At 66.4% G+C, this 21165-nt stretch carries 20 protein-coding genes; 2 read left to right on the top strand and 18 right to left on the bottom strand.

Annotation, left to right across the window (positions count from 1 at the left end; all coding sequences use genetic code 11):
- Nucleotides 1–28: 28 nt before the first annotated feature.
- The 7 genes from ABS761_RS13195 to ABS761_RS13165 form a co-directional block, all read right to left on the bottom strand.
- Nucleotides 29–928, bottom strand: a complete 900-nt coding sequence (locus ABS761_RS13195) for a DMT family transporter (protein ID WP_350408800.1) — start codon at nucleotides 926–928, stop codon at nucleotides 29–31.
- Nucleotides 925–2166, bottom strand: a complete 1242-nt coding sequence (locus ABS761_RS13190) for an MFS transporter (RefSeq protein ID WP_350408799.1) — start codon at nucleotides 2164–2166, stop codon at nucleotides 925–927. Before ABS761_RS13190 ends, ABS761_RS13195 begins: the two co-directional genes overlap by 4 nt.
- Before the next feature lie 65 nt (nucleotides 2167–2231).
- Complete coding sequence (locus ABS761_RS13185) at nucleotides 2232–3362, bottom strand: metallophosphoesterase (RefSeq protein ID WP_350408798.1); 1131 nt, start codon at nucleotides 3360–3362, stop codon at nucleotides 2232–2234.
- Nucleotides 3363–3424: 62 nt separating this feature from the next.
- Nucleotides 3425–4672: a M20/M25/M40 family metallo-hydrolase gene (locus ABS761_RS13180; RefSeq protein WP_350408797.1), complete on the bottom strand. Its 1248-nt coding sequence runs from the start codon at nucleotides 4670–4672 to the stop codon at nucleotides 3425–3427.
- A 94-nt stretch (nucleotides 4673–4766) separates the two neighbouring features.
- Complete coding sequence (locus ABS761_RS13175; protein ID WP_350408796.1) at nucleotides 4767–6059, bottom strand: TRAP transporter large permease; 1293 nt, start codon at nucleotides 6057–6059, stop codon at nucleotides 4767–4769.
- Entirely contained in the window at nucleotides 6056–6721 is a 666-nt protein-coding gene (locus ABS761_RS13170; protein WP_350408795.1) for a TRAP transporter small permease subunit, read from the bottom strand. The genes ABS761_RS13175 and ABS761_RS13170 overlap by 4 nt, the downstream gene beginning before the upstream one ends.
- Entirely contained in the window at nucleotides 6721–7770 is a 1050-nt protein-coding gene (locus tag ABS761_RS13165; protein WP_350408794.1) for a TRAP transporter substrate-binding protein, read from the bottom strand. Before ABS761_RS13165 ends, ABS761_RS13170 begins: the two co-directional genes overlap by 1 nt.
- Nucleotides 7771–8171: 401 nt before the next feature.
- Between ABS761_RS13165 and ABS761_RS13160 the strand changes: the two genes are divergently transcribed.
- Both ABS761_RS13160 and ABS761_RS13155 read left to right on the top strand, forming a co-directional pair.
- On the top strand, nucleotides 8172–8885 hold the full coding sequence (locus ABS761_RS13160; RefSeq protein WP_350408793.1) for a GntR family transcriptional regulator: 714 nt from the start codon (nucleotides 8172–8174) through the stop codon (nucleotides 8883–8885).
- A gap of 70 nt (nucleotides 8886–8955) precedes the next feature.
- Nucleotides 8956–9864 carry a LysR family transcriptional regulator gene (locus ABS761_RS13155; protein ID WP_350408792.1) on the top strand — a complete coding sequence of 303 codons (909 nt, stop codon included), beginning with the start codon at nucleotides 8956–8958 and terminating at the stop codon, nucleotides 9862–9864.
- A gap of 6 nt (nucleotides 9865–9870) precedes the next feature.
- On the opposite strand, the gene cuyB is transcribed toward ABS761_RS13155, so the two are convergent.
- The 11 genes from cuyB to hydA all read right to left on the bottom strand — a co-directional run bounded on the left by cuyB (nucleotide 9871) and on the right by hydA (nucleotide 21160).
- Entirely contained in the window at nucleotides 9871–10617 is a 747-nt protein-coding gene (gene cuyB, locus ABS761_RS13150) for a cysteate racemase (protein WP_350408791.1), read from the bottom strand.
- Nucleotides 10618–10631: 14 nt separating this feature from the next.
- Nucleotides 10632–11549, bottom strand: a complete 918-nt coding sequence (locus tag ABS761_RS13145) for a polysaccharide deacetylase family protein (RefSeq protein ID WP_350408790.1) — start codon at nucleotides 11547–11549, stop codon at nucleotides 10632–10634.
- The gene (locus tag ABS761_RS13140) at nucleotides 11546–12514 is read right to left on the bottom strand and encodes an asparaginase (RefSeq protein ID WP_350408789.1); all 969 of its coding nucleotides are present in this window, start codon (nucleotides 12512–12514) and stop codon (nucleotides 11546–11548) included. Before ABS761_RS13140 ends, ABS761_RS13145 begins: the two co-directional genes overlap by 4 nt.
- On the bottom strand, nucleotides 12504–13841 hold the full coding sequence (locus tag ABS761_RS13135) for an MmgE/PrpD family protein (RefSeq protein WP_350408788.1): 1338 nt from the start codon (nucleotides 13839–13841) through the stop codon (nucleotides 12504–12506). The genes ABS761_RS13140 and ABS761_RS13135 overlap by 11 nt, the downstream gene beginning before the upstream one ends.
- A gap of 11 nt (nucleotides 13842–13852) precedes the next feature.
- Nucleotides 13853–14560 (bottom strand): ABC transporter ATP-binding protein, encoded by a 708-nt coding sequence (locus ABS761_RS13130; protein ID WP_350408787.1) that lies wholly within the window; start codon nucleotides 14558–14560, stop codon nucleotides 13853–13855.
- Nucleotides 14561–15283: an ABC transporter ATP-binding protein gene (locus ABS761_RS13125; RefSeq protein WP_350408786.1), complete on the bottom strand. Its 723-nt coding sequence runs from the start codon at nucleotides 15281–15283 to the stop codon at nucleotides 14561–14563. It lies immediately after the preceding gene.
- On the bottom strand, nucleotides 15280–16284 hold the full coding sequence (locus ABS761_RS13120) for a branched-chain amino acid ABC transporter permease (protein ID WP_350408785.1): 1005 nt from the start codon (nucleotides 16282–16284) through the stop codon (nucleotides 15280–15282). Before ABS761_RS13120 ends, ABS761_RS13125 begins: the two co-directional genes overlap by 4 nt.
- On the bottom strand, nucleotides 16284–17165 hold the full coding sequence (locus ABS761_RS13115) for a branched-chain amino acid ABC transporter permease (protein WP_350408784.1): 882 nt from the start codon (nucleotides 17163–17165) through the stop codon (nucleotides 16284–16286). The genes ABS761_RS13120 and ABS761_RS13115 overlap by 1 nt, the downstream gene beginning before the upstream one ends.
- 138 nt (nucleotides 17166–17303) lie before the next feature.
- Nucleotides 17304–18557, bottom strand: a complete 1254-nt coding sequence (locus ABS761_RS13110) for an ABC transporter substrate-binding protein (RefSeq protein ID WP_350408783.1) — start codon at nucleotides 18555–18557, stop codon at nucleotides 17304–17306.
- A gap of 95 nt (nucleotides 18558–18652) precedes the next feature.
- Nucleotides 18653–19609, bottom strand: a complete 957-nt coding sequence (locus tag ABS761_RS13105; RefSeq protein ID WP_350408782.1) for an ornithine cyclodeaminase family protein — start codon at nucleotides 19607–19609, stop codon at nucleotides 18653–18655.
- Between the two features lie 69 nt (nucleotides 19610–19678).
- Complete coding sequence (gene hydA / locus ABS761_RS13100) at nucleotides 19679–21160, bottom strand: dihydropyrimidinase (protein WP_350408781.1); 1482 nt, start codon at nucleotides 21158–21160, stop codon at nucleotides 19679–19681.
- Between the last annotated feature and the right edge of the window lie 5 nt (nucleotides 21161–21165).

Genomic DNA, 21165 nt, shown 5'->3' with positions numbered 1-21165 from the left:
CCCGGAAGGGGCGCTGGAAAGCCTGCCATTATACGGGATTCCGCGACTGCGTGCCCAGGTAGGTGCCCACCATCACCGCGACAAGGCCCAGCAGATGATTCCAGCCCATGTGCTCGCCGAGCAGCAGGGCGGCGAAGGCCGCGCCGAACACGGGCACCCAGTAGAGGAAGACCGCGGCGCGCGCCACGCCGATGCGGGCGATGGCGTTGTTCCAGATCAGATTGACGATGGCGGTCGAGACGGATCCCGAGAACAGGATCAGGAACCAGAGCCATGCGCTGCCCGGCAGGGCGCCGCCGTACCCCGGGCCCCAGAGCCCGGTGTGGCCGATCAGCATCAGCGCGCCCATCGCGTAGATGATCACGCTGATCGACAGGGGATCGAGCCGACGTGCGATGCCCTGGATCAGGGCGCCGCCGCACGAGAAGCTGAGAATGCCGGCCACCACCAGCAGGTCGCCGACCCCCATCACGGCGAGCTGCGAGTCGCTGTGGCCGAGGATGATGATGGCGACCCCGCCAAAGCCCAGCAGCACGCCGAACAGGCGTAGCGGCCCCAACCGTTCGCGAAAGGCGAGCGCGGCGAGGATGGCCGATACCAGCGGGCCGAGCGCCATGATCAAGGCGCCGTTGGTGGCGCTGGTGCGCACCATGCCTTCGGTGAAGAGGATCTGGTTCATATAGACCATCAGAAAGGCGCAGGCGGCCAGGCCGAGCCACTGGCGGCGGTCCAGGCGGGCCAGCGCCGGGCGTCGCGCCAGCCAGATCGCGGTCAGTGTTGCGGTGGCGACCAGCATGCGCAGCATCGCGATCGTCGGTGGGTCGAGGCTGCCGGTGAGCTGCTTGACGATTGTGACGTTCAGCCCCCAGATCGCCATCGAGACGAGCAGGATGGCTTGGACGGCGATCTGGCCGCGTATGCGGATCATCGTGCCGCCTCCTTGACAGGTGTATATACCTGAAAACGCCGGGCCGCGATCAGGGCCAGGGCCAGCAGCCCCGTCCCAGCAGCGGCGAAGATCAGCGTGTCCGTGAGATGGTCGGCAATCCAGGCATCCGCCATCACGCCGACCGACTGGCCAAGGAACAGGACGCAGGCGAATAGCGACATGGCGGCGCCGCGCGCCGCGGGCGCCATCTGGGTGGCATTGGTCTGGAGCGTGTTGTGCAGACAGTAGAACCCGAAACCCGAGAGCATGCAGGCCACTGGGGTCCAGGCGAGTGCCGGAACATAAGCGAAGGACACGAGCCCCACGCAGAGCAGCGCGCCTCCCAGGCGCGCGAGCCCCGATTCGCCGATGCGGCGCAGCAGCCGTCCGGCCACCCGCGTATAGAGAAACCCGCCGACCCCATAGAACGCCGCGATTCCGCCGGCCATCGAGAGCGAGACCTCGTGGTGGCGCTGGAGCAGGCTGGGCATGAAGGCGATGGCCCCGAAGGCGAGCGCCCCCTCGATGGTGGTCACGGCGAGGATCCAGCGTGCCCGGGGCAGTGCCAGGATGCCGGCCAGCGCGTAGAGTCCCTTGCGGACGTCCTGGGCGGATGTCGCGTCGCCGCGCGCGGCGCGCAGCAGCAGGCCGCCGGCCACGAGGAAGAGCACCGCGATCAGAGCAAATGCCAGGCGCCAGCCGATCCACTCGGCAATCAGCCCGCTCAGCCACTGTCCGGCGAGCATGCCGGTGACCCCCGCGCTGACCAGCCGGGCGAGGGCCACCTGGCGCTCGCCGTAGGGCACGTTATCGCCCACCCAGGCCATGGCCATCGGGAATATCCCCGCTGCGAAAGCGCCCGAGAGGATGCGCGCCGCCACCAGCCAATCCAGGCTCGGAGCAAAAAAGGCGATGCCGTTGCCGATCACGCAGGCGAGCGCGCACAGGGCGACGACGCGCAGCTTGCCGTAGCGGTCGCCCAGAGGGCCGAAGCAAAGTTGAAACACCCCGTAGGCGACCGCAAAGACGAAGATCACCCGGGCGGCTTGTCCCACCGTGACCGAGAATTCGGCGGCGAGGGTCGGCAGCAGCGTGTCGCAGACCCGCATTGAGGCAATGCTGGCAAAGCAGCAGGCCCCCAGCAGCCAGGCGATGGCGGCCTGGGACTCGGGGGCCGCTGAGGGGCGGTCGGCGGGGGTTTCGATGCTGTCTGTCCGGTAAACGGTGGAGCCTGTCACGCTACTATAGTAGATATGAGTAAATTGCGTTCAGCGCTCGGCTGGCTGCATCCTTCCCCGGGACGTCAGCGCCGCGCGGCTCGCAGCACGATCAGGGTGATTTCCGAGGGGCGCCCCAGGCGGATGGGCAGCCCGTTCCACAAACCGGTGCCGTTGCTGACGTACAGCGTCATGCCATCGACCGTGTACAGGCCCGAGACATAGCCGTCGTTGGCCCATTGGGTGAGCAGGTGGGCCCCCAGGATCTGGCCGCCATGGGTATGCCCGGACAACTGCAGCGCGACGCCGGCCTGCGCGGCTTGCGGCGCGTTGCCGGGCCGATGGTCCAGCAGGATAGTGGCCGTGCCCGGCGGGATGCCCGCCAGCGCCGCTTGCAGGTCGGGCTTGGGCTGGCCGAACGCGCCCGCCTGGCGATCGGTGATCCCGGCGATGGCAAGCGCGGCGTCGCCGCGCCGCAGGATCACGTGTTGATTTTCCAGCATGCGCAGTCCGAGTTCGCGCAGGGCCGCCATCCAGCGCTGGTAGTCGGCGTAGTACTCGTGGTTGCCGGGGATGGCGAGCACGCCGTCGCGCGCGTGGAGCGCGCCCAGGGGCAGCACGTCGGCGGCGCGCGCCGCCGGGGTGCCGTCTTGCAGGTCGCCGGTGATGACCGTCAGGTCGGGGGCCAGGGCGTTGGTCCTGGCGACGACGGCGGCAGCCCAGGCCTTGGGCAGCAGGCGACTGATATGCAGATCCGTGAGCTGGGCGATCCGATAGCCGTCGAAGGCCTGTGGCAGGCCGGGCAGCGTCATTTCCAGGGTCTTGACCGCGGGCACGCGCACCGCCTGCCACACGCCGATCGCCGACAGCGCCACGGCGAGCGCGCCCAGCGCCTGCGGCAGCACGCCGCCGCCCAGAACGGCGCGTCCCGCGCCTGGCGAGGCGAGAAAGACCAGCCCACCGATCACGTCGCGCAGCAGGAGCAGCATGGCCAGCAGCAGGACGGCGCCAAAGGCCCAGCCCAGGCCGACCAGCGCCGCCTGGGGGATCTCCGGCGAGGCCATGGAGCCGAAATACCGGCGGGTGATCTGGTGGTGCTGGGATATCAGCAGCAGCACCAGCGCCAGGCCGATCCGGCTCGCAAGCCCGCAGGGCAGGGGCCAGACAAAACGCCACAGTACGTACAGCCAGATGGCGCCGGTGAAGAAAGGCAGCATGGTTCCTCGAGCGGTGCGGGTTGCGAAGAATCTCACATCTTAGCAAGCCGCCGCTCGGGGCCTCATGGACGGCTCAATAGCTCCAGCAAGGTGTTGGCCACGGCGCGGGTCGCCTTGCGCAGCTCGTCCAGCGGCACGCGCTCGTCGGCGCGATGCCCGTTGGCCGCCAGCAGGTCGACGGGTCCGGCGCCGAACATCACGGTGGGGATGCCGGCCTCGCTGTACAGGCGCGCGTCGGTGTAGAGCGGAATCCCGATCGGGGTGACGGGCTTGCCCATGACGAGGCTGGCCTGCTCGCACATCAATTGGGCGAATGCGGTCGAGGCCGCGGTGGGCTTGAAGGGGCGGGCCAGCAGTATCCGGCGGGTGTCCACCGAGATGCCCGGCAGGCGGCCGGCCGCCTCGCGCACGGCGGCGGCCAACTCGGCCTCCACCTGCTCGGGGACTTCCTCGGGGATGATGCGGCGGTCGATCCGCAGCGTTACCGTGTCCGCCACGACGTTGGTGTTGATGCCGCCCTCGATCAGGCCCACCACCAGGGTCGGCGAGCCGATCCCGTCGGTTTGCGACACGCGCTGCGACAGGCCGTCGCGGTAGGCGTAGAGCGCCGCCAGCACCGGGACGGCCGCCTCGATGGCGTCGACGCCGGTGTCGGGCCGCGCGGCATGGGCGGAGCGGCCCTTGATGACGATTTCCACGTGGAGGCAGCCGTTGTGGGCGACGACGACATGGTGCGTGAACGCCGCGGAGATGACGTAGTCCGGCGCGCTCAGTTTTTGTTCGAGAATCCATCCGGGGCCAACCAGGCCGCCGGTCTCCTCGTCGTAGGTGAAGTGCAGCTCGACAGAGCCGTTCAAGGCCGTCCCCTGGTCGCGCAGCGCCTTCAGGGCCAGCAGGGCATAGGTGTAGGTCGTGAAATCCGATTTCGAGACCGCCGCGCCGCGCCCGTACATCCAGCCATCGCGGATCTCGGCGCCATAGGGGTCGGTCGTCCAGCCGCCCCCGGGGGGCACGACGTCGCCGTGCGCGTTCATGGCGATCGTGGGGCCGGGTCCGAAGGTCTCGCGGACGATCAGGTTCGTGACGCTGCGCATGCCCGCGGCGCGCGTGGCCTCGGGATCGACCGAGTGGCGCTCGACCTCGAAGCCCAGATCCTCGAGCCATTGCGCCGTGAGCTCGGCGTGGGGCGCGCAGTCGCCGGGCGGGTTGTCCGATGGGCATTGCACGAGCTTGGCGAGCATGTCGACCTGGCGCTCGAAATTCGCGTCTATCGTTGTGCGTAAATGGTCCTGGAAAGTCTGTTTCGTCATTGTCCTGTCCGTGTGTGGAATATATGGCCGCCGTGGCTCGGCGACCGGCGCGCGCCGGACTGCGGCGCGGTCGTTCGGGGTTTCGTCGGGGGTATCACATATGCGCGGGCAGCCAGGTGGCGATCCACGGCGCGGCGATCAGCAGCAGGGTGAACAGCAGCATGATGACGGCGTATGGCAGCGCCCCCCAGATGGCGTCCTGGACCCCGCCGTTGTCCGGGCGCACGCCGTGCACGACGAACAGGTTCATGCCCACGGGCGGCGTGATCAGGCCGAGTTCGCACATCAGGATGATGAATATTCCGTACCAGATTGGATCGATGCCCAGGGCCATCGCGATCGGGTAGGTGATGGGAATCGTCGCCACCTGCATCGACAACACGTCCATGAACATGCCGAGGATGCAGTAGAACACCATCAGCGCCAGAATCAGGCCGGTTGGCGACAACCCCAGGCTCACCACCCATTTGGTCATGGTCTCGGCGATCCCGGTCAGGCTGATGAGCAGGTTCAGGATGAACGCGGCCATGATGATCAGGAGGATCATGCCGGTGATGCGGGCGCTGGAGATAAAGCAGTTGCGCAGCAGCGGCCAGTTCAGGCGGCCGGACTGCCAGACGAACAGCAGGGCGATCGCGACGCCCAGCGCCGCGCTCTCGGTGGTGGTCGCGAGGCCCGAGTAGATGCTGCCCATCACGACGCCGAAGACGATCGCCGGCGGCACCAGATGCCGCAGGAGCCGGATGCGCTCGTCCATCGGGACCTTGGCCTCGCGCATGCCCTGCTTACTCCACACGGCCTGCATGGCGATGTAGGCCATGAAGAAGCTGGTCAGCAGGAGGCCGGGGATGATGCCGGCGATGAACAGCTTGCCGATCGAGTTGTTGGTGAGTGAGCCGTAGACGATCAGGTTGACGCTGGGCGGAATGAGGATGCCCAGCGTGCCGCCGGCGGCCAGCGATCCCAGCGACGAGCGCATCGAATAGCCCCGGGCCTGCAGCGACGGCAGGGCCACGGTGCCGACGGTGGCGGCGGTCGCCACCGAAGAGCCCGAGGTCGCCGCGAACAGGGCGCAACTGCTGATGTTGGTGTGCAGCAGGCCGCCGGGCAGGCGCCCCAGCCAGGCCGACAGCGTGGAGTACATCTTGTCCGCGATGCCCGAGCGCAGCAGCAGCTCGCCCAGCAGGATGAACAGCGGGATGCAGGTCAGCAGATTGTCGTTCTGGACGCCCCAGACCACGGGGGCGATCGAATCGAGAAAGGCGGTGCCGAAGGCGGATACGCCGCCCAGGATGCCGATGAGGGCCATGGATACGGCGATCGGCAGGCCGATCAGCATCATGCCGATCATCGCAAAGAAGCCCAATACAATCATCGAAAAGCTCATGACGCCGTCTCCTCCTGGCGCTGCGCCAGGTCGTCGAGTTCTTCCTCGAGCTCTTCCTTGGTGCTCTTGGGTGAAAAATCGCTGAGCAGGCGATCCTGGCGGCCACGGATGCAGTACCCGATGGCGATCAGTGCATAGACGCTGGCGATCGCCGCGAAGACGGCCAAGCCGATGACCCACACCAGTTGCGGATAGAACAGGGGGGTCGCCCAGGGCGTGGGCGCCGTACTGTCGTAGGCCAGCGTATCCATCAGGACCTGAGTGGCGACCCAGCAGATGAAGACGCCGAGTGCCGCCAGGGCGACGATGGAGATCAGGTTCAACGCCGCCTGGAGGCGTGCCGGCAAATGCTCGTGGACCACATCCACGCGGATGTGCGCCCGGCCCATCAGGGCGAGGCTGAAGGTCAGCGTCGAGCCCAGCGCGAGGACGTAGCCGCCGAGCTCGTCGGCGCCCTGCAGAGAAAAGCTGAAGATCTTCCTCGAGAGGGTTTCGACGCAGACGATCGCGGCGAGCCCGAGAAAGATCGCGCCGAACACGGTGGCCAGCACGGATTCGACGCGGTCCTTGAGGCGCTGCGAGTTTGCGCCGGAGGCCGCGCCGGCCGTCTCGGAATTCTTGCCCGCGGCAAGCGGGGCCCGATCATTTGCCGGCGCGTTCATTATTGCAGCCCCACGACGCCGCCGACGGTCTGCTTCCAGGCTTGCAGGCAGCCTGGATTGGATTTTTCGCAGATCTCGGCCCAGGCCGGGAGCGAGACCTCGGTGAGCGCGGACTTCAGCACCGCGTGGTCCTCGGCCGAGACCGGCACGTCGACCAGGTTGAATTTCTTGCCGGTGGTGCAGGGGTCCTTGCCGACGTTGCAGTTGGCGGCGTCCTTGAACAGCGCCTCGGAGTATTCCCAGATTTCGTCATTCAGCGCATTGATCGCGGTCTTGAGCTCGTTCTGTTGCTCCGGCGTCAGTTTTTGCCAGGTCTTCAGCCCGATGACGTATCCGTTGGCCGACACCTGGAAGCTGACCGGCATCTGGTGCGTCGAGACCTCGGGCCAGCCTGAGGAATTGGCGGAACTGGGGCCTGTGACCGCGCAATCCACCACGCCCAGGGACAGGGATTGATGGGCGTCCGCAAAGGGGATGGGCACCGGCGTGCCGCCGATGGTCTCGATGAATTTGGACAGGTTCTGGTCGTAGGTGCGCACCTTGAGGCCCTTGATGTCCGCCAGTTTTGTGATCGGCTTATTGCAGAACAGGATTTGGGGGCCAAAGGGGAAGACGGCGAGCAGCTTGACCTGGAACTGTTTCTGCAGGCGTGCGTCGGCGACGTCGAGATAGGCGTCGAACACCTTGCGCGCGGTCGCATAGTCGGGGTTTAGGCCGACCAGGTCGAACCCCAGCAGCGTGGGCTCGTCCCGGGCGTTTTGCGAGAAGCGCAGGGACGTCATCTGAAAGAGGCCGGATTTGAGGACGCGCAGTTGTTCGGCGTCCTTGATCCCCAGCGTGTCCATGGGCTTGTAGTCCATCTCGATCGGCAATCCGGTCTTGGCCTGGAAATTCTCGAAGAAGGGCTGTTCTTTCTTGGCCTGGATCAGGCCGGTGGCCAGGGGCTGGCCGATGATCCTGATTTTCAGGGTGTCGGCCGCCTGGGCGGGAAGGCTGGCCGCCGCGGCGATCGCGGTCGCCGCCAGCAGCGTGGGGAAAAGCTTGAGCATATTGGTCTCCTCTTGGGCGGAAGTGCCCGGATGCCGTGCGGGCCGGATGGAGCGGCTGCTTGTTGTGTCTTATGGCTTCCGCACAGGCGTCGGCCAATGATACGTTGCCAATAAATATTGCAGACATTAGTGTTTACACTAGATCGAAGCCAATGCCAGGCCGATCCGGAATGTTGATATGCTTTGATTTATTTATATAAATCAATTAATTAATTGATTCAGCGTGTGGCTGATGCATACTTCACATATTCTTTGAAATTAGAAATTGTTATCTGTGCGATGGATTTATGTGAGTGTTTTTTGAGAATAATTGTCTACAATTATGAAGCTCATATCCGCCCTATTGGATACAATAGTGGCCGATACGATCGACAAACCAAGACTTCCCACCTCGGACGATCATGCGGCCAGCACCAGGAAAAGATTCCGTTCACGGCAAGGCGTCCAGGAAGCTGGATGCCGAGACCGTCTACCATCGCATCCAGAACGGCATCCTCGAGCGGCGCCTGCTGCCGGGGGCCAAACTCGCCGAAGAGCGGCTCGTCGAGGCGACCGGCGTCAGCCGCATGAAAATCCGCGAGGTGCTGGCCCGACTCGCCCACGAGCAGGTGGTGACGCTGATCCCCAACCGCGGCGCCTACGTGGCGCAACCCACCATGCAAGAGGCGCGCGAGATGTTCGAAACCCGCCGCCTGATCGAGCCACCGCTCATCGCCAAGCTTTGCCGTCAGGCGCGTCCCGCGGATATTGCGGCGCTGCGCGTCCACCTGGACCAGGAACTGAGTGCCCGCCAGTGCGACGACCTGCGCGGCGTCATCAGGCTGTCGGGAGAATTCCATGTGCGGCTGGTGGACATGGTCGCCACTGGCATCCAGGCGCGCGTCGTGCGCGAGCTGACCTCATTGACCTGCCTCATCATCACCTTGTATGACAAGCCCGACGCGCCGGCGTGTCGCCAGAGTGAACACGTCGCGCTCGTGGACATGATCGAGGCGCGCGAGGCCGAGCGCGCTTCGAACTTGATGCTCGAGCACCTGAACCACATCGAGCAGGGCCTGGATCTCGACGGCCATCTCGCGGGCACCCCCGATCTCAAGAATATCTTTCTGCCCTGAACTTTGGCGCGCTGTGCCCGCCTCGGGGATAATGGCGGGGGGCGGCCGCCCGCGCCGCTGGTGAAACGGCATGAATCTACGACAGATCGAGGTCTTCAGGGCCATCATGATTACGGGCTCGGTGAGCGACGCCGCCCGCCTGTTGCATGTCTCGGCACCCGCCGTGAGCCGGGTGCTGTCCCATGCCGAGAGCCAGTTGAGTTTCCCGTTGTTCGAACGAATCAAGGGCCGCCTGCACCCCACCGAGGAAGCCCGTCGCCTGCACCATGAGATCGAACTGGTCTATCGCGGGGTCCAGCGAATCGATCGCCTGACCCACGAACTGGCCGAGCGACGCCACGGCATGCTCAGCATTGTCACCAGCCCCAGCATCGGGCATGTGCTGATTCCGCTGGCCATCGCGCGCTTCAACGAAAAATTCCCGAGCGTGCGCGTACATTTCCATTGCTTGAACTATCAGCTGCTCAAGGAGCATCTCTTGAGCCGCCAGTCGCAGATCGGCGTGTCGATCCTGCCGGTGGATCATCCCAGCCTGAGCACGACACCGATCGCCCGGGGCCGCCTGCTGTGCATTTGCCCTCGCCGTCATCCTCTGGCCGCGCGTGCATCCGTCACGCCACGCGATCTGCAGCCTTATCCGCTCATCACCTATCCGCCCGACACGCCGTTTGGCGCGCGCATCGAGCGCTTGTTCGCCAAGGCGAATGAAATCCTGAAGGTCGCCATGGAGGTCGGCTCGCCGCAGAACGCCTGCTCGTTGATCCACGCGGGCGCCGGAATCGCGCTGGTGGATGAGTTTTCGCTGCAAGCCTGGCCCAACGCCGGCTTTGCCGTCATGCCGGTGTCCGATGCGCCCGACATCGTCGCCGATCTCGTGTGCCTGCGCAGCGAGCCCCTGTCGCCCGCGGCGGCCTCCTTCGTCAAGGAGTTCAACGGCGTGCTCGCCGAGCGCGGCCTGGAGCCGCCCGCCGTTCTGTGAGCCGGCTCAGGCGCCGCAGGCTTCAGTGCGCCGGCCGACCCATTCGATGGCCTGGAGCGCCAAGGCATCAATGGAATCCGTCAGCACGATGCCTAGTCCGGGCCTGCGCGCGTGGGGCACGGCCAGGGGCAGTTCCGTGCATCCCAGCACGATCGACCCCGCCCCCCGCTGCCTGAGCAATTCGATGGCCCGGGCGGCGAGCGGGTATGCCTCGTCTACGTGATTGGACTTGACCGCCGCGATCGAGGGGACGAGCAGGGCCTGGGCCTCGGCCGGATCCGGGATGATGGGTTGGTAGCCGGCGGCGCGCAGCCTGTCCTGATATAGGCCGAGCCGCAGCGTCGCGGGCGTGCCGAGGATGCCGACCGTGCCGTCCCGGATGCCGTGGCGCTGCAGGTCGTGGATGACGGCGTCGACGATGTGCAGGATGGGCCGGGGGCAGGCCGCCTGTAGCTGATCGAACCAGAGGTGCGCCGTATTGCAGGGCACGACGACGCAGTCGACACCCGCCCGCACCAGGATGTCGATCCCGTGGAGCATGGCCGGCAGAGGGGTTTCCCCTCCCGCCGTACAGGCGGTCGACCGGTCCGGCACGTGAGGGTCGTTGACCAGGATGACGGAAATGTGCTCCTGGTCTCGCGCGGCCTCCGTCAATTCGACGATGCGCATGGCGAGAGCGGCGCCGGCGAGCGGCCCCATGCCGCCGAGCACCCCCAGGCTGGGTTCTTTGGCCGGCCCCGATGTGGTATCCATGGTGCGCGTCCGCGTCAGGCGCCGTCCCCGGGCACCGTGCCCGGCGGCAAGGCCTTGACGTGGTCCGCGATCTGTCCGGGGGTTGCCATCCAGATGTCGCCCCGATGCCGGAGAACGTGGTCCAGGACCTTGCGGAACTGCCTCAGGCGATAGGGTTGCCCCAGGATGAAGGTGTGCAGGACGATGCACATGACCAGTGGGCGCCTCGCCGATTCCTCGAGCATCTCGTCGAACTGATCGATGAGGTTGTCGCAGAACACCTGTGAGGGCGTGCGCCGCGATACGCATTCGATCGAGTCGTTCAGGTCGTGGGAATAGGGGATGGACAGGATGCGGCCGTGCCGGGTGCCGAACCACATGGGCTGGTCGTCGATCGGCCAGTCCATCATATAGTCGTATCCGTTGGCCTTGAGCAGGTCCAGCGAGCGGCTCGTCTGGCAGATGTACGGCGCGAGCCAGCCCTTGGGCGGGGTGCCCTCGCGGTCGCGGATGGTCTCGGTCACCTCGTGGATGCACGCGATTTCCTCCTCCTCGGACATGTCGAGCTGCCGCTCCGAGTTGGTGCGGCCGTGGCCGACGATTTCGTGTCCTTTGGCGGAAAAGCGCTCGATCAAGCCTGGGCAGTAGGCGTACACGTCCGAATTCACCAGCAGGCCGTACCGGATGTCGTAGGCGTCGGCCAAGTCCAGCAGCCGCAGTGCCCCGACGCGATTGCCATAGTCCCGCCAGCCGTAGCTCCGGATGTTGAGGCCGGGCTGTGGAACCGCGTAGTCGTTGCCGATGCCCGCCCCGAACCGGAAATGCTCGACGTTCAGGCTGAGGTGCAGCGCGAGGCGCTTGCCGCCGGGCCATTCGTAGGTCGGCCGGTCGCTGATGGCGGAATATGGATAGCGCCTGTGGGTGTCCACCCGGATTTCTCGTGGCGTGGTCATGCATGCTCCTCGGTGATGAACAGCTCGTTTGCGGTAAAGCCGGCCGCCAGTCCGAACAGCAGCCTCAGACGGGCCTTGGTCGGCGACAGGGTGCCGCCGGACACGAGGCCGCAGGCCAGCAGATGTATTTCGCCGCCCGTTCCACCATAGGTGTTGCGCAGCACCTGCGGCGCGGCGCAGCGGCTCGTCAGAATCACGGCGACGCCTTGGGCGTGGGCCCGCAGCAGGGCCTCGGCCACGGGGGTCGAGACGTGCCCGCCGCCCAGTCCCGCCACCACCAGGCCGTCGACCCGATCCCGGATCGCGTCGACCATGAGGCCGTCCGACCCGGTCATGGCCCAGATCAGCTCGACCCGCTTGTCCGGGGCGGCGATGCGCGGCAGGCGTTCCGAGGGCAGGGGGCCGAAGAATGCCACCGCCCTGCCTTCGACGACCATGCCGACGGGGCCGGCGGTCGGCGAGCCGAAGGCGGCGACGCGGGTGCTGTGGATCTTGGTGGCCCAGCGGGCCAGATGAATCTCGTCCTGGTGCACCACGACCGGCCCGTAGGCCGCGAAGCGCGGCGTCGACGCCACCGCGACGGCGGCCGCGAGATTGGCGGGGCCGTCCTCGCCTGGTGAGCCCGGCACCCGCATGGCGCCCGTCACGACAAGCGGGACGGTGGTCTCGACGAGCAGCGACAGCGCGTAGGCGGTTTCCTCGAGGGTGTCGGTGCCGTGGGTGATGATGACGCCATCGGCGCCGGCGCGGATCTCGTCCATGACGGCCTGGGCCAGGTCCCAGATCACCATCGGCGTGATGCTGCGGCCGGATACGCGCGCAACGTCGCGTGTGGACAGGGTGAGGTCACCCCCGGCGCCTCGCGCGGCGGCCGCCAGGGACCCCGCGCCGAGCGTGGGCGTTGCGCCCGCGGCGCCCGGCTGCGTGGAGATCGTGCCGCCGGTGGCGAGGAGGCTAATTCGCATGGTCGTCGACTCCGTGGAACAAGCGCGAACAATCGGGCACGTGGAAAAGATTCGTCAGGCGGCTCCACCACGCCTGCGCCATCGCCTCATGGCCCACGAGGCTGCGGAACTTCTGCCTGACCTCGTCCTCGGTCAAGGGATCGTGGTAGTGGCCATGGGGGTTGTCGACCTGCGCCGAACAGGTCTGCCCGTCCGAGGTCCGCACGATGATCCTGGCCGGGGAGGCGTTCGGCCACTGGGCCTCCAGGTCCTCTGCGACGCGCACCTCGACGCGCGCGGCGAGCTTCGCGGTGTCTGGCTCGAAGCGAAAGCCGTCCGCGTCCAGCGCGCGCCGCAGCAGGGCGGCCGCGACCACATAGGGCAGGGAAAACCTTGCGGACAAGGCATTGGGCGCCGCCTGGTGGGCGAGCTTCATGTTGTTGCCGACGGTCTCGACCTCGACCCGCTCGATGCGCTCGGCGGCGAGCGGAGGCAATTGTGCGACCGCGTCGACCGCGGCATGGCTCAGGGCGCATGCGCTGTGGATCTTGAAATAATTCCGGGTCAGGCCCAGGCCGGTGTAATTCAAGGGGGCGGTGAGCGCGTCCGGGTCGACCAGGGTGCCGGCCAGCTTGCCGAACGATGATTCCAGGCTGGTGGGCGAGCCGGTGAAGCCCGCCTCCGCAAGCTTGGAGGCGCGGATGGCCAGCTCGGCGGCGCTGCCCATCCAGGTGTTCCTGGCCGTCGCCCCCTCGAAGCACGCGTCCCAGATCGAGAGGATCGGGCTCGTCGCCGCGATGCGGGCCGCTTCGAGGGGATCGCGGCCGAGGATCAAGGCGACGGCGACGGCGCCGCCGATGGCGCCGAAGTGCCCGTGCGGGTGCGCGGGATACGTGAGGCGGTAAGCCGTGAACAGCCTGGCGGTGACTTCGTAGCCGGCGATGACGCCGCGCAGCAGCGACTGTCCATGGGCCTTTTCGGCTTCGGCCACCGCCACCGCGGGGATGACGACCTGCATTCCCGGGTGGCCGGTGGGCCGCATGCCCTCGTCCAGTTCGACGAAGCAGCCCGCCGTCGCGTTCAGAAAGGCCGCGCGCTCCGGATCCATGCGGACCGCGGCGCCGCCGAACACGGTCGCGTCGTATCGCGGCCCCGCGCCCGCCTCGCGCCGGTCGCGTTCGATACCGGCCAGGCGCACCATCTCGGGCTGGCGGGCGCCCGCGCAGCTCACCCCGATCGTATCCGCGACGATGTGCCCGGCGCGCTTGAGCGGCGCCGCCGGGATGCGGGCCAGGTTGACGCCCGCCGCAATATCGACGGCGCGGTCCAGCAGTGAAACATCCGACATGTCCATCCCCTTCAGATTCCCAGATAAGCGCGCCGGATCTCGTCCTTGTCGCGGAGTTCTTCGGACAGCCCGCTCAGGATGATCTTGCCGCGTTCCATGACGTAGGCCCGGGTGGAGTACTTCAGCGCCGAGGTCGTGTTCTGCTCGACCAGCAGTACGCTGGTCCCCAACTGGTGGACCTGCCTGAGTTGCTCGTACATCTCATTGACCAGTTTCGGGGCCAGCCCCTGGGAGGGTTCGTCGAGCATGATCAGCTTGGGTCCCAGCATCAGGGCGCGGCCCACCGCGACCATTTGCTGTTCACCGCCGGACAGGGTGCCCGCCATCTGGGCGGCGCGTTCCTTGAGCCGCGGAAACAGGTCGTAGACCAGGCTGAGGCGCTGCGCACGCTGGTCCTCGTTCCGGACCAGCCAGGCGCCCATCATGAGGTTGTCGAAGACGCTCAGGCCCGGGAATATCTGCCGGCCCTCGGGCACGTGCGCGATCTTGCACATGGGGACCTGGTAGGGCGGCATTTTGGTGAGCTCGTTGCCGTCGAACGAGATGGTTCCCCCAAAGGAGCGCACCGTGCCGGAAATGGCCTTCAGCAGCGTCGATTTGCCCGCGCCGTTGGCGCCCACCACCGCGACATAATCGCCATCGGCGACCTGCAGGGAGATGCCGTGCAGGGCCTCAATCTTGCCGTAGCCGGCATGCAGTTGGTTGATCTCGAGACCCATTTATTCGACTCCAAGATAAGCTTCGATCACCTGCTTGTGGCGGCTGACCTCTTCGGGCTTGCCCAGGGTGAGGATTGCGCCATAGTCGAGCGCGAGTATTTGCGAGGAGATCTTCATCAGCGCGCGCATGTTGTGCTCGATCACCATCAGGCTGACGCCGCGCTCTTGGTTGACGCGCACGAGCTTGCTCAGGATGTCGTCGACCTCGACCTCGTTCAGGCCCGCCATGACCTCGTCGACCAGCAGGATCTGCGGATGCAGCATCATGGCCCGCGCGAGTTCCAGCAAGGAACGCTGGGCGAGGGGCAGGTCCTGGGCCAATGTGCCGGCGTGTCCGTCCAGCCCCCAGAATTCGAGCTCGCCGCGCGCGGCCGCGCGCGCCGCCGCCACGGAGGTCGTGGTCAACAGCGCCGCCACGGCCACGTTGTCGAGCGCCGTCATTTCGTCGAACACCTGCACGGTCTGCGAGGTCTTGGCGATGCCCTGCTCGGCGATCCGGTGCGTGGGCATGCCGACGATGTTCTTGCCCTTGAAGTGGATGGCGCCCGAGACCGGCGGCACCGTGCCCACGATGGCGTTGAACAGTGTGGATTTGCCCGCGCCGTTCGGCCCGATGATGCCCAGGATCTCGCCTTCGATCAGTTCGAAGCTGACTTCTTTCAGGGCATGCAGGCCGGCAAAGCGCTGATCGACCTTGTCCACCTTCAGTATGGAGCGGCTCATTTCCGGATCCCCCCCTCGAGCCGCTGGAACGCGGCTTGCAGCAAACCGCCCAGGCCGCGCGGTTGAAAGATGATGAGCAGCAGCAGGATGACGCCGTATGCCAATTGGCCCAGCGCCGCCAGGTTGCCGCTGAGCTGGAGCGACGCGTATTCGTTGATGGGCACCAGGATCGCGGCGCCCAGCAGGGGCCCCCACCAGAATTGCAGCCCGCCCACGATCGCAAAGAGCACCAGGTTCAGCGTGGTGTCCCAGGAGAACGCCGTGCGCGGATCCACATACTGCAGGAAGGCGCCGTACAGCGCGCCGGCGATGGCCACGATGGCCGCGCTGATGAGCAGCGCCGTCATTTTCGACTGGAACTGGTTGACCCCCGCCAGGGTGGCGGCCTCGGGGTTGGAGCGTATCGCCGACAGGCGCATCCCGAGGGTGGAAAAGCGCACGATTCGCGCGATCACCAGCACGATCACCAGAAAGACCGCCGCCACATAGAAGAAAGGCTCGGGGGTGTCGAATTGCAGCGACGCCAGCCCCGAGGGGAGGATCGGCACGGACAGGCCCCGGGCGCCGCCGGTCAGGCTCTCCCAGCCGCTGGCGACCAGCTCGGACACCGGCAACAGCGCCAGCGTGGCCAGCGCAAAGTAATGGCCCGAGAGGCGAAAACTGGGCCAGCCGATCAGGGCTGCGACGGCGACCGCCAGGATCACCGCCACCGGGATGGCGAGCCAGGGGCTCAGTTGCAGCGAGGTCTGGAAAATCGCCACGGTATACATGCCGATTCCAAAGAACGTGATGTGGCCGAGCGAGATCTGGTTGGCGTAGCCGCCAAGCAGGTTCCAGCCGATCGAGGCGCTGCCGAGCAGGCAGACAAGGATGGCAAGCCGCATGTCGTATTGGTTGTCGAGGTAGATCGGTGCCGTGAACACTGCGATCAGAAAGACGATCCAGCCGATGATTGCCGGAGTGCGCGAGTGCCTGGCGCGGGGAGTCGCTTGCGTAGCCATCAGTTCTGCCTCCGGCGGAAAATGCGTTTGAAGCCGCCTCCGGGTATGAGCACCAGCGCGAAGAAGAACACGATGAACACCGGGAGGTTCTGGATCTCGATCGGCAGCACCAGGGTGGACATCGATTGCACCACTCCCACCACCAAGCCGGCGATGATGGCGCCGCGCACCGAGCCGAGCCCGCCCAGCACGACGACGGTGAACATGATGAGGATGAAGTGCTGGCCGATGTAGGGATAGGTCAGCGTGTAGGGCAATATCACCGCGCCCGCGATCATGGTCAACGCCGAGCCGATGCCGAAGGCAAGCATGTACATCCAGCGCGGATTGATGCCCATCAGTTGCACCGCGGACCGGTTCTGCGAGGTGGCGCGCATGGCCTTGCCATAGCGGGTCTTGTTGAGGAACAGGCTGAGCAGCACCGCCATGATCAGCGCGCACGCGGCCGCATACACGAAGCTTGCCGGGAAGGACAGGCCCAGTACGGTGAAGGTCTGGTTCTGATACGCCGTGTTGACGCTCAGGAAGTTGTTCCCGCTCATGACGGCGACGCCGTTGGCCAGTATCAGGCTCAGGCCGACCGTTGCGATGATCTGCGCGGATTGCGGCGCCTTGATGATGGGCTCGATCACCAGACGTTCGCTGAGCATGCCGAACAGAAATCCGCCGATCCCGACGAGGGGGGCGACGAGGAATGGGTCGAGTTGCAGGGAGGTGCTCAGGAAGTAGGCGGCCATCATGCCGATCATCAAGTACTCGCCCTGGGCGAAGTTGACGATGTTCATGACGCCGAACATGAGCGTCAGCCCGACCGAGATGAGCCCATAGACGCTGCCTATGAGCACCCCGTTCGCGACCGACTGCAGTATCAGATGCAGCATATCGTGTGGTCATCCATGATTGCGTCGTCGAGCATCGGCAACGGTTCCCCCTGCGGACGATCGGGACGTGGTCGACGGGAACCGACCGCGCCGTCGGGGGCGCGGCCGGTTCTGCGTTTTTCGGCCTCGCTTACTGGCTCACTTGGCCGCCGGCCACTCGGGCTTGCCCTTGACCAGATCCTTGGGCCAGACGCCGACGAGTTTGCTGTCCTGCCATTGCACCATCAGCGGCGCGGCATGGATGTTGACGCCGGCCTCGTTGAACTCGACCACGCCGCCGGGCATCGAGCCCGCCGCGCCGCGCGTGAACTTGCCCTTGTGGATGGTCTGGGCGAGCGCGGCCGGATCGGTCGTCGGGTGCTCCTCCAGGGCTTGGGCGATGACGTACACGGCGGCGGCATTGTCATGCGCCTCTTGGGGCATGAACTGCCCGAACTTCTTTTGGTAGGCTTCGCCGATGGCGCCGTAGCCGTCCGGATTGGAGGTGGTCACGCTGAAGACACCGTTGACCGACGGGCCCAGCACCTTGAGGAAGTCCGGTGTCACGTATCCGCCGGTGCCACCGAACATCGGCAGGGTGCTGCCCGAGGACTTCAGGGCGCGCATCAGCAGGACGCCGTCGGTGACGTAGGCAATCGAGAAGGTGCTATCCGCGCCCGACGCCTTGATTTTCGCGACGATGGGATTGGCGTCGGTGATCTCGGGCGAGTAGCCCTCGAACAGCACGACCTGGGTGCCGCTTGCCTCGGCCTGCTTCTTGAGCGATTCCGCCTGGCTCGCGCCGTAGGCATTGTTCGCGTAGACGATGGCGACCTTTTCGAGCGAGTGGCCGTTGGCCTTGGAGACCTCGGCGGCGTATCGGAACTGGGCCGTGCCCATCTTGGAGGCCGCGGCGGGCAACTGGAAGAAGAACTTGTAGCCCTGTTGGGTCAGGGTGTCCGCGAATGAGGTGCTCAGCAGTGGGATGCCCGCCCGCTCGGTGACGCGCGCAATTGTTTCGGTGAGACCGCTGGCGTAGGCGCCCACCATGGCGAGCGGCTTGTCGTCCTTGGACAGGAAATTGATGGCCGCGGACGCCGCCTTGGCCGGGTTGCTGGTGGCATCGGCGACCGTCAGCGTCAGCTTGGCGCCGCCCATCGACTTGATGCCGCCGGCCGCATTGATCTCCTCCACCGCGAGCTGGATGCCGCGCAGCGAGTTTTCGCCGTTCTGGGCGGTGGCGCCGGTCAGCGGCAGGATCGTCCCGATGGTGATGCTTTCCGGGTTCTTGGCATCGGCGGCCAGGCTGTTGGCGGCGGGGTATGCCAGCCCCATGAGCGCCGCGACGCCCGCCGCCGCGATTTTCACCCCATGGCCGGGTGTCTTGCGTGTTCCGAAGCGTATCCTTGTCATGATGTTGTCTCCTGTTTTGAGGTGAAAGCCACCTTGGTTGAATGCAGTGCTGCAATGGTTCCCGCATGGATCGGCAGGCGCCAGCCCGCCGCGGATCAGCGGGACAGCCGGATTCCCAGGCCCTCCTGGTGTGCCCGCGCCACGACGACCGCGCCGCACGCGACGTCCTGCACGGCCAGCCCCTGGGATTCGAAGACGGTGATCTCGTCGCGCTGCGCGCGCCCCGGCCTTGCGCCGATGAGCAGTTCGCCCAGCGTCCCGACCTGCGTCATGTCCCACTGATTCGCAAGCAGATCGCCGCATTCCTGGCGGGCGACCGCCAGGTCGTCCACGAGAATCAGGCCGGCGCGTTCGAGCACCCGTCGGCCGATTTCCATTTTTCGAGGATCGTTGGACCCGATGGCGTTGATGTGCGTGCCGGGTCGCAGCCACTCGGCGTCGAACAGTGGCTCGGACGATTGCGTCGCCGTGACGATGACATCGGCCTGGGATGCCGCCGTTCTCGCGTCGGCTGGCATGAACCGCGTGTCGCGGAACTCGCTCGCCAGCCGCTGGATGAACGCGTCGCGTCGTTGCGCGTCCCGCCCCACGACGCGGATCTCGGTGATCGTCGGCAGGGCGTTCAGCAAGGCCCGGATCTGGTATTCGGCCTGGAAACCCGTCCCATAGATGGACAGCGCCGCCGGTTTGTCGTTGGCCATCGCCCGGGTCGCGACGGCGGTTGCCGCCCCGGTGCGGATCTGGCCCAAGCGGTTGGCCTCGACGAGCGCCAGCATTTCCCCGGTTTCCATCGAATAGAGCGTGAGCGCCAGGGCGGCCCCCCGGGTGCCTCCGCGCTGCGCCGTCACGTAGCTCTTGACGCCCATCATCCCCACCGAGGGGACGCAGGCCCACATGACATTCATGACGGCGGGCTCGACGGCCATGCGTACCCGGACGGCGTTCACGGCCTCGCCTTGCGCAAGGTCTCGGAACGCCGCCTCGACGCAGTCGATGGCCCGCCCGATGGGCAGTTGGCTCGCGACCACATCGTCATTCAGGTAAACCGCCATTCATGTTCCTCGTGCAAAAGGGGGTGCCGCGTGGATGGAGAGAGGCGGGGACACCCGCCGATCGCGCCGTCAGTCGTCCTTGGCGCCGGCCAGCGCCTTGGCGAACGGGCCGGCCTGGTGTCGCGAGTCGCCGGGGCGGCGCAGCGGCCATGCGAATCGCGGCGCCTGCCGAGGCAGGTACTGGCCGCTGCCGCGCGCCGCGTGCAGTTGCCCGTCCTCGACGATCACCCGCCCGCGCGAGACGACGATCTCGGGCCAGCCCTTGATGACCCGGCCCTCGTAAGGGGTGTATCCCACCTGATCGTGCAGGTTTTCGTAGGTGATGCGGGTTTCCCGATCGGGATTCCAAATGGCGAGATCGGCGTCGGCGCCAATCGAGATCCGCCCCTTTCCGGGGGCTAGCCCGTACAGGTCCGCGTGATTCGAGGCGGTGAGCTTGACGAACTGGTGGATGTCGATCCGGCCCTTGAGCACGCCCTCGCTGAACAGCAGCGGCATGCGTAGCTCGAGGCCTGGGACGCCGTTGGCCATTTCCTTGAAGGTGGTCTGGTCGCCCTTGGGCAGCTTGCCCGTCTCGTCGAATCGGTACGGCGCGTGGTCGGATGAATACGTCATCAGCGTGCCGTCCATGAAGCCCTGCCAGACCGCGTCCTGGGATCCGGCGTCGCGCGGCGGCGGCGAGCAGCAATACTTGGCACCCTCGAGGCCGGCGCGGTCGAGGTCCTCGGCCGTCAGGAACAGGTATTGGGGGCAGCTCTCGGCCAGCACGCGCGCGCCCAGGTTCTGGGCGCTGCGGATCACCTCGACGGTGCTCCCGCCCGCCACGTGGACGATGAGGATCGGCGTATCGACGAGGCGCGACAGCGTGATGGCGCGGTTCGTGGCCTCGGCCTCGGCCAGGGGGTCGTGCGCCACCGCATGGAACTTGGGCGCCGTATGCCCGCGCTCGATCAGGCGCTTGGCCAGCCACTTGATGATGTCGTTGTTCTCGGCGTGCACCATGACCAGCGCGCCGTGTTCGCGCGCCAGGTCGAGCACGTCGAGCAATTGGTAATCGTCCAGCCTCATGCTGTCGTAGGTCATGTAGACCTTGAGCGATGAGATCCCGCCGCGGATGGCCTCGGGCAGGTCGCGCGTCATCGTCCGGTCGTCGGGGTTTGCCAGAATGAGATGGAATCCATAATCGATGACCGCCTTGGCGCGCGCGCGCTCGGCGTAGTCCCGCACGATGTCCGGCACCGCCGTTCCCCGGTGCTGCGCCGCAAACGGGATGATCGTGGTGGTGCCGCCGAATGCGGCCGAGACAGTCGCCGAGTAGAAATCGTCGGCCCCCATGACCCCCATCCCCGAGAGCTGCTCGACGTGGCAGTGGCTGTCGATGCCTCCCGGCAGCACCCAGCGGCCGGCGGCATCGATGTCGCGCGCCCCGGGCGGCAAGTCGGGCCCGATCGCCGCGATGCGGCCCCCGCGTATGCCGACATCGCCTTCGACGATCGTATCGTCGGTGACGATGCGGGCGTGGCGGATGGTCAGATCGAAGTGTGGTTCCATGGCCT

Source organism: Castellaniella sp. GW247-6E4 (genome assembly GCF_040276065.1).
GTDB lineage: Bacteria > Pseudomonadota > Gammaproteobacteria > Burkholderiales > Burkholderiaceae_B > Castellaniella.
This window is presented reverse-complemented; position numbering and strand designations above follow the sequence as displayed.

Bases quoted from the DNA above. Each gene is read 5' to 3' on its own strand.
- cuyB (WP_350408791.1), bottom strand. From the start codon at position 10,617: ATGGATACCACATCGGGGCCGGCCAAAGAACCCAGCCTGGGGGTGCTC.
- ABS761_RS13185 (WP_350408798.1), bottom strand. From the start codon at position 3,362: ATGCTGCCTTTCTTCACCGGCGCCATCTGGCTGTACGTACTGTGGCGT.
- ABS761_RS13175 (WP_350408796.1), bottom strand. From the start codon at position 6,059: ATGAGCTTTTCGATGATTGTATTGGGCTTCTTTGCGATGATCGGCATG.
- ABS761_RS13170 (WP_350408795.1), bottom strand. From the start codon at position 6,721: ATGAACGCGCCGGCAAATGATCGGGCCCCGCTTGCCGCGGGCAAGAAT.
- ABS761_RS13145 (WP_350408790.1), bottom strand. From the start codon at position 11,549: ATGACCACGCCACGAGAAATCCGGGTGGACACCCACAGGCGCTATCCA.
- ABS761_RS13130 (WP_350408787.1), bottom strand. From the start codon at position 14,560: ATGGGTCTCGAGATCAACCAACTGCATGCCGGCTACGGCAAGATTGAG.
- hydA (WP_350408781.1), bottom strand. From the start codon at position 21,160: ATGGAACCACACTTCGATCTGACCATCCGCCACGCCCGCATCGTCACC.
- ABS761_RS13155 (WP_350408792.1), top strand. From the start codon at position 8,956: ATGAATCTACGACAGATCGAGGTCTTCAGGGCCATCATGATTACGGGC.
- ABS761_RS13135 (WP_350408788.1), bottom strand. From the start codon at position 13,841: ATGTCGGATGTTTCACTGCTGGACCGCGCCGTCGATATTGCGGCGGGC.
- ABS761_RS13120 (WP_350408785.1), bottom strand. From the start codon at position 16,284: ATGGCTACGCAAGCGACTCCCCGCGCCAGGCACTCGCGCACTCCGGCA.
- ABS761_RS13160 (WP_350408793.1), top strand. From the start codon at position 8,172: ATGCGGCCAGCACCAGGAAAAGATTCCGTTCACGGCAAGGCGTCCAGG.
- ABS761_RS13115 (WP_350408784.1), bottom strand. From the start codon at position 17,165: ATGCTGCATCTGATACTGCAGTCGGTCGCGAACGGGGTGCTCATAGGC.
- ABS761_RS13180 (WP_350408797.1), bottom strand. From the start codon at position 4,672: ATGACGAAACAGACTTTCCAGGACCATTTACGCACAACGATAGACGCG.
- ABS761_RS13165 (WP_350408794.1), bottom strand. From the start codon at position 7,770: ATGCTCAAGCTTTTCCCCACGCTGCTGGCGGCGACCGCGATCGCCGCG.
- ABS761_RS13195 (WP_350408800.1), bottom strand. From the start codon at position 928: ATGATCCGCATACGCGGCCAGATCGCCGTCCAAGCCATCCTGCTCGTC.
- ABS761_RS13125 (WP_350408786.1), bottom strand. From the start codon at position 15,283: ATGAGCCGCTCCATACTGAAGGTGGACAAGGTCGATCAGCGCTTTGCC.
- ABS761_RS13140 (WP_350408789.1), bottom strand. From the start codon at position 12,514: ATGCGAATTAGCCTCCTCGCCACCGGCGGCACGATCTCCACGCAGCCG.
- ABS761_RS13105 (WP_350408782.1), bottom strand. From the start codon at position 19,609: ATGGCGGTTTACCTGAATGACGATGTGGTCGCGAGCCAACTGCCCATC.
- ABS761_RS13110 (WP_350408783.1), bottom strand. From the start codon at position 18,557: ATGACAAGGATACGCTTCGGAACACGCAAGACACCCGGCCATGGGGTG.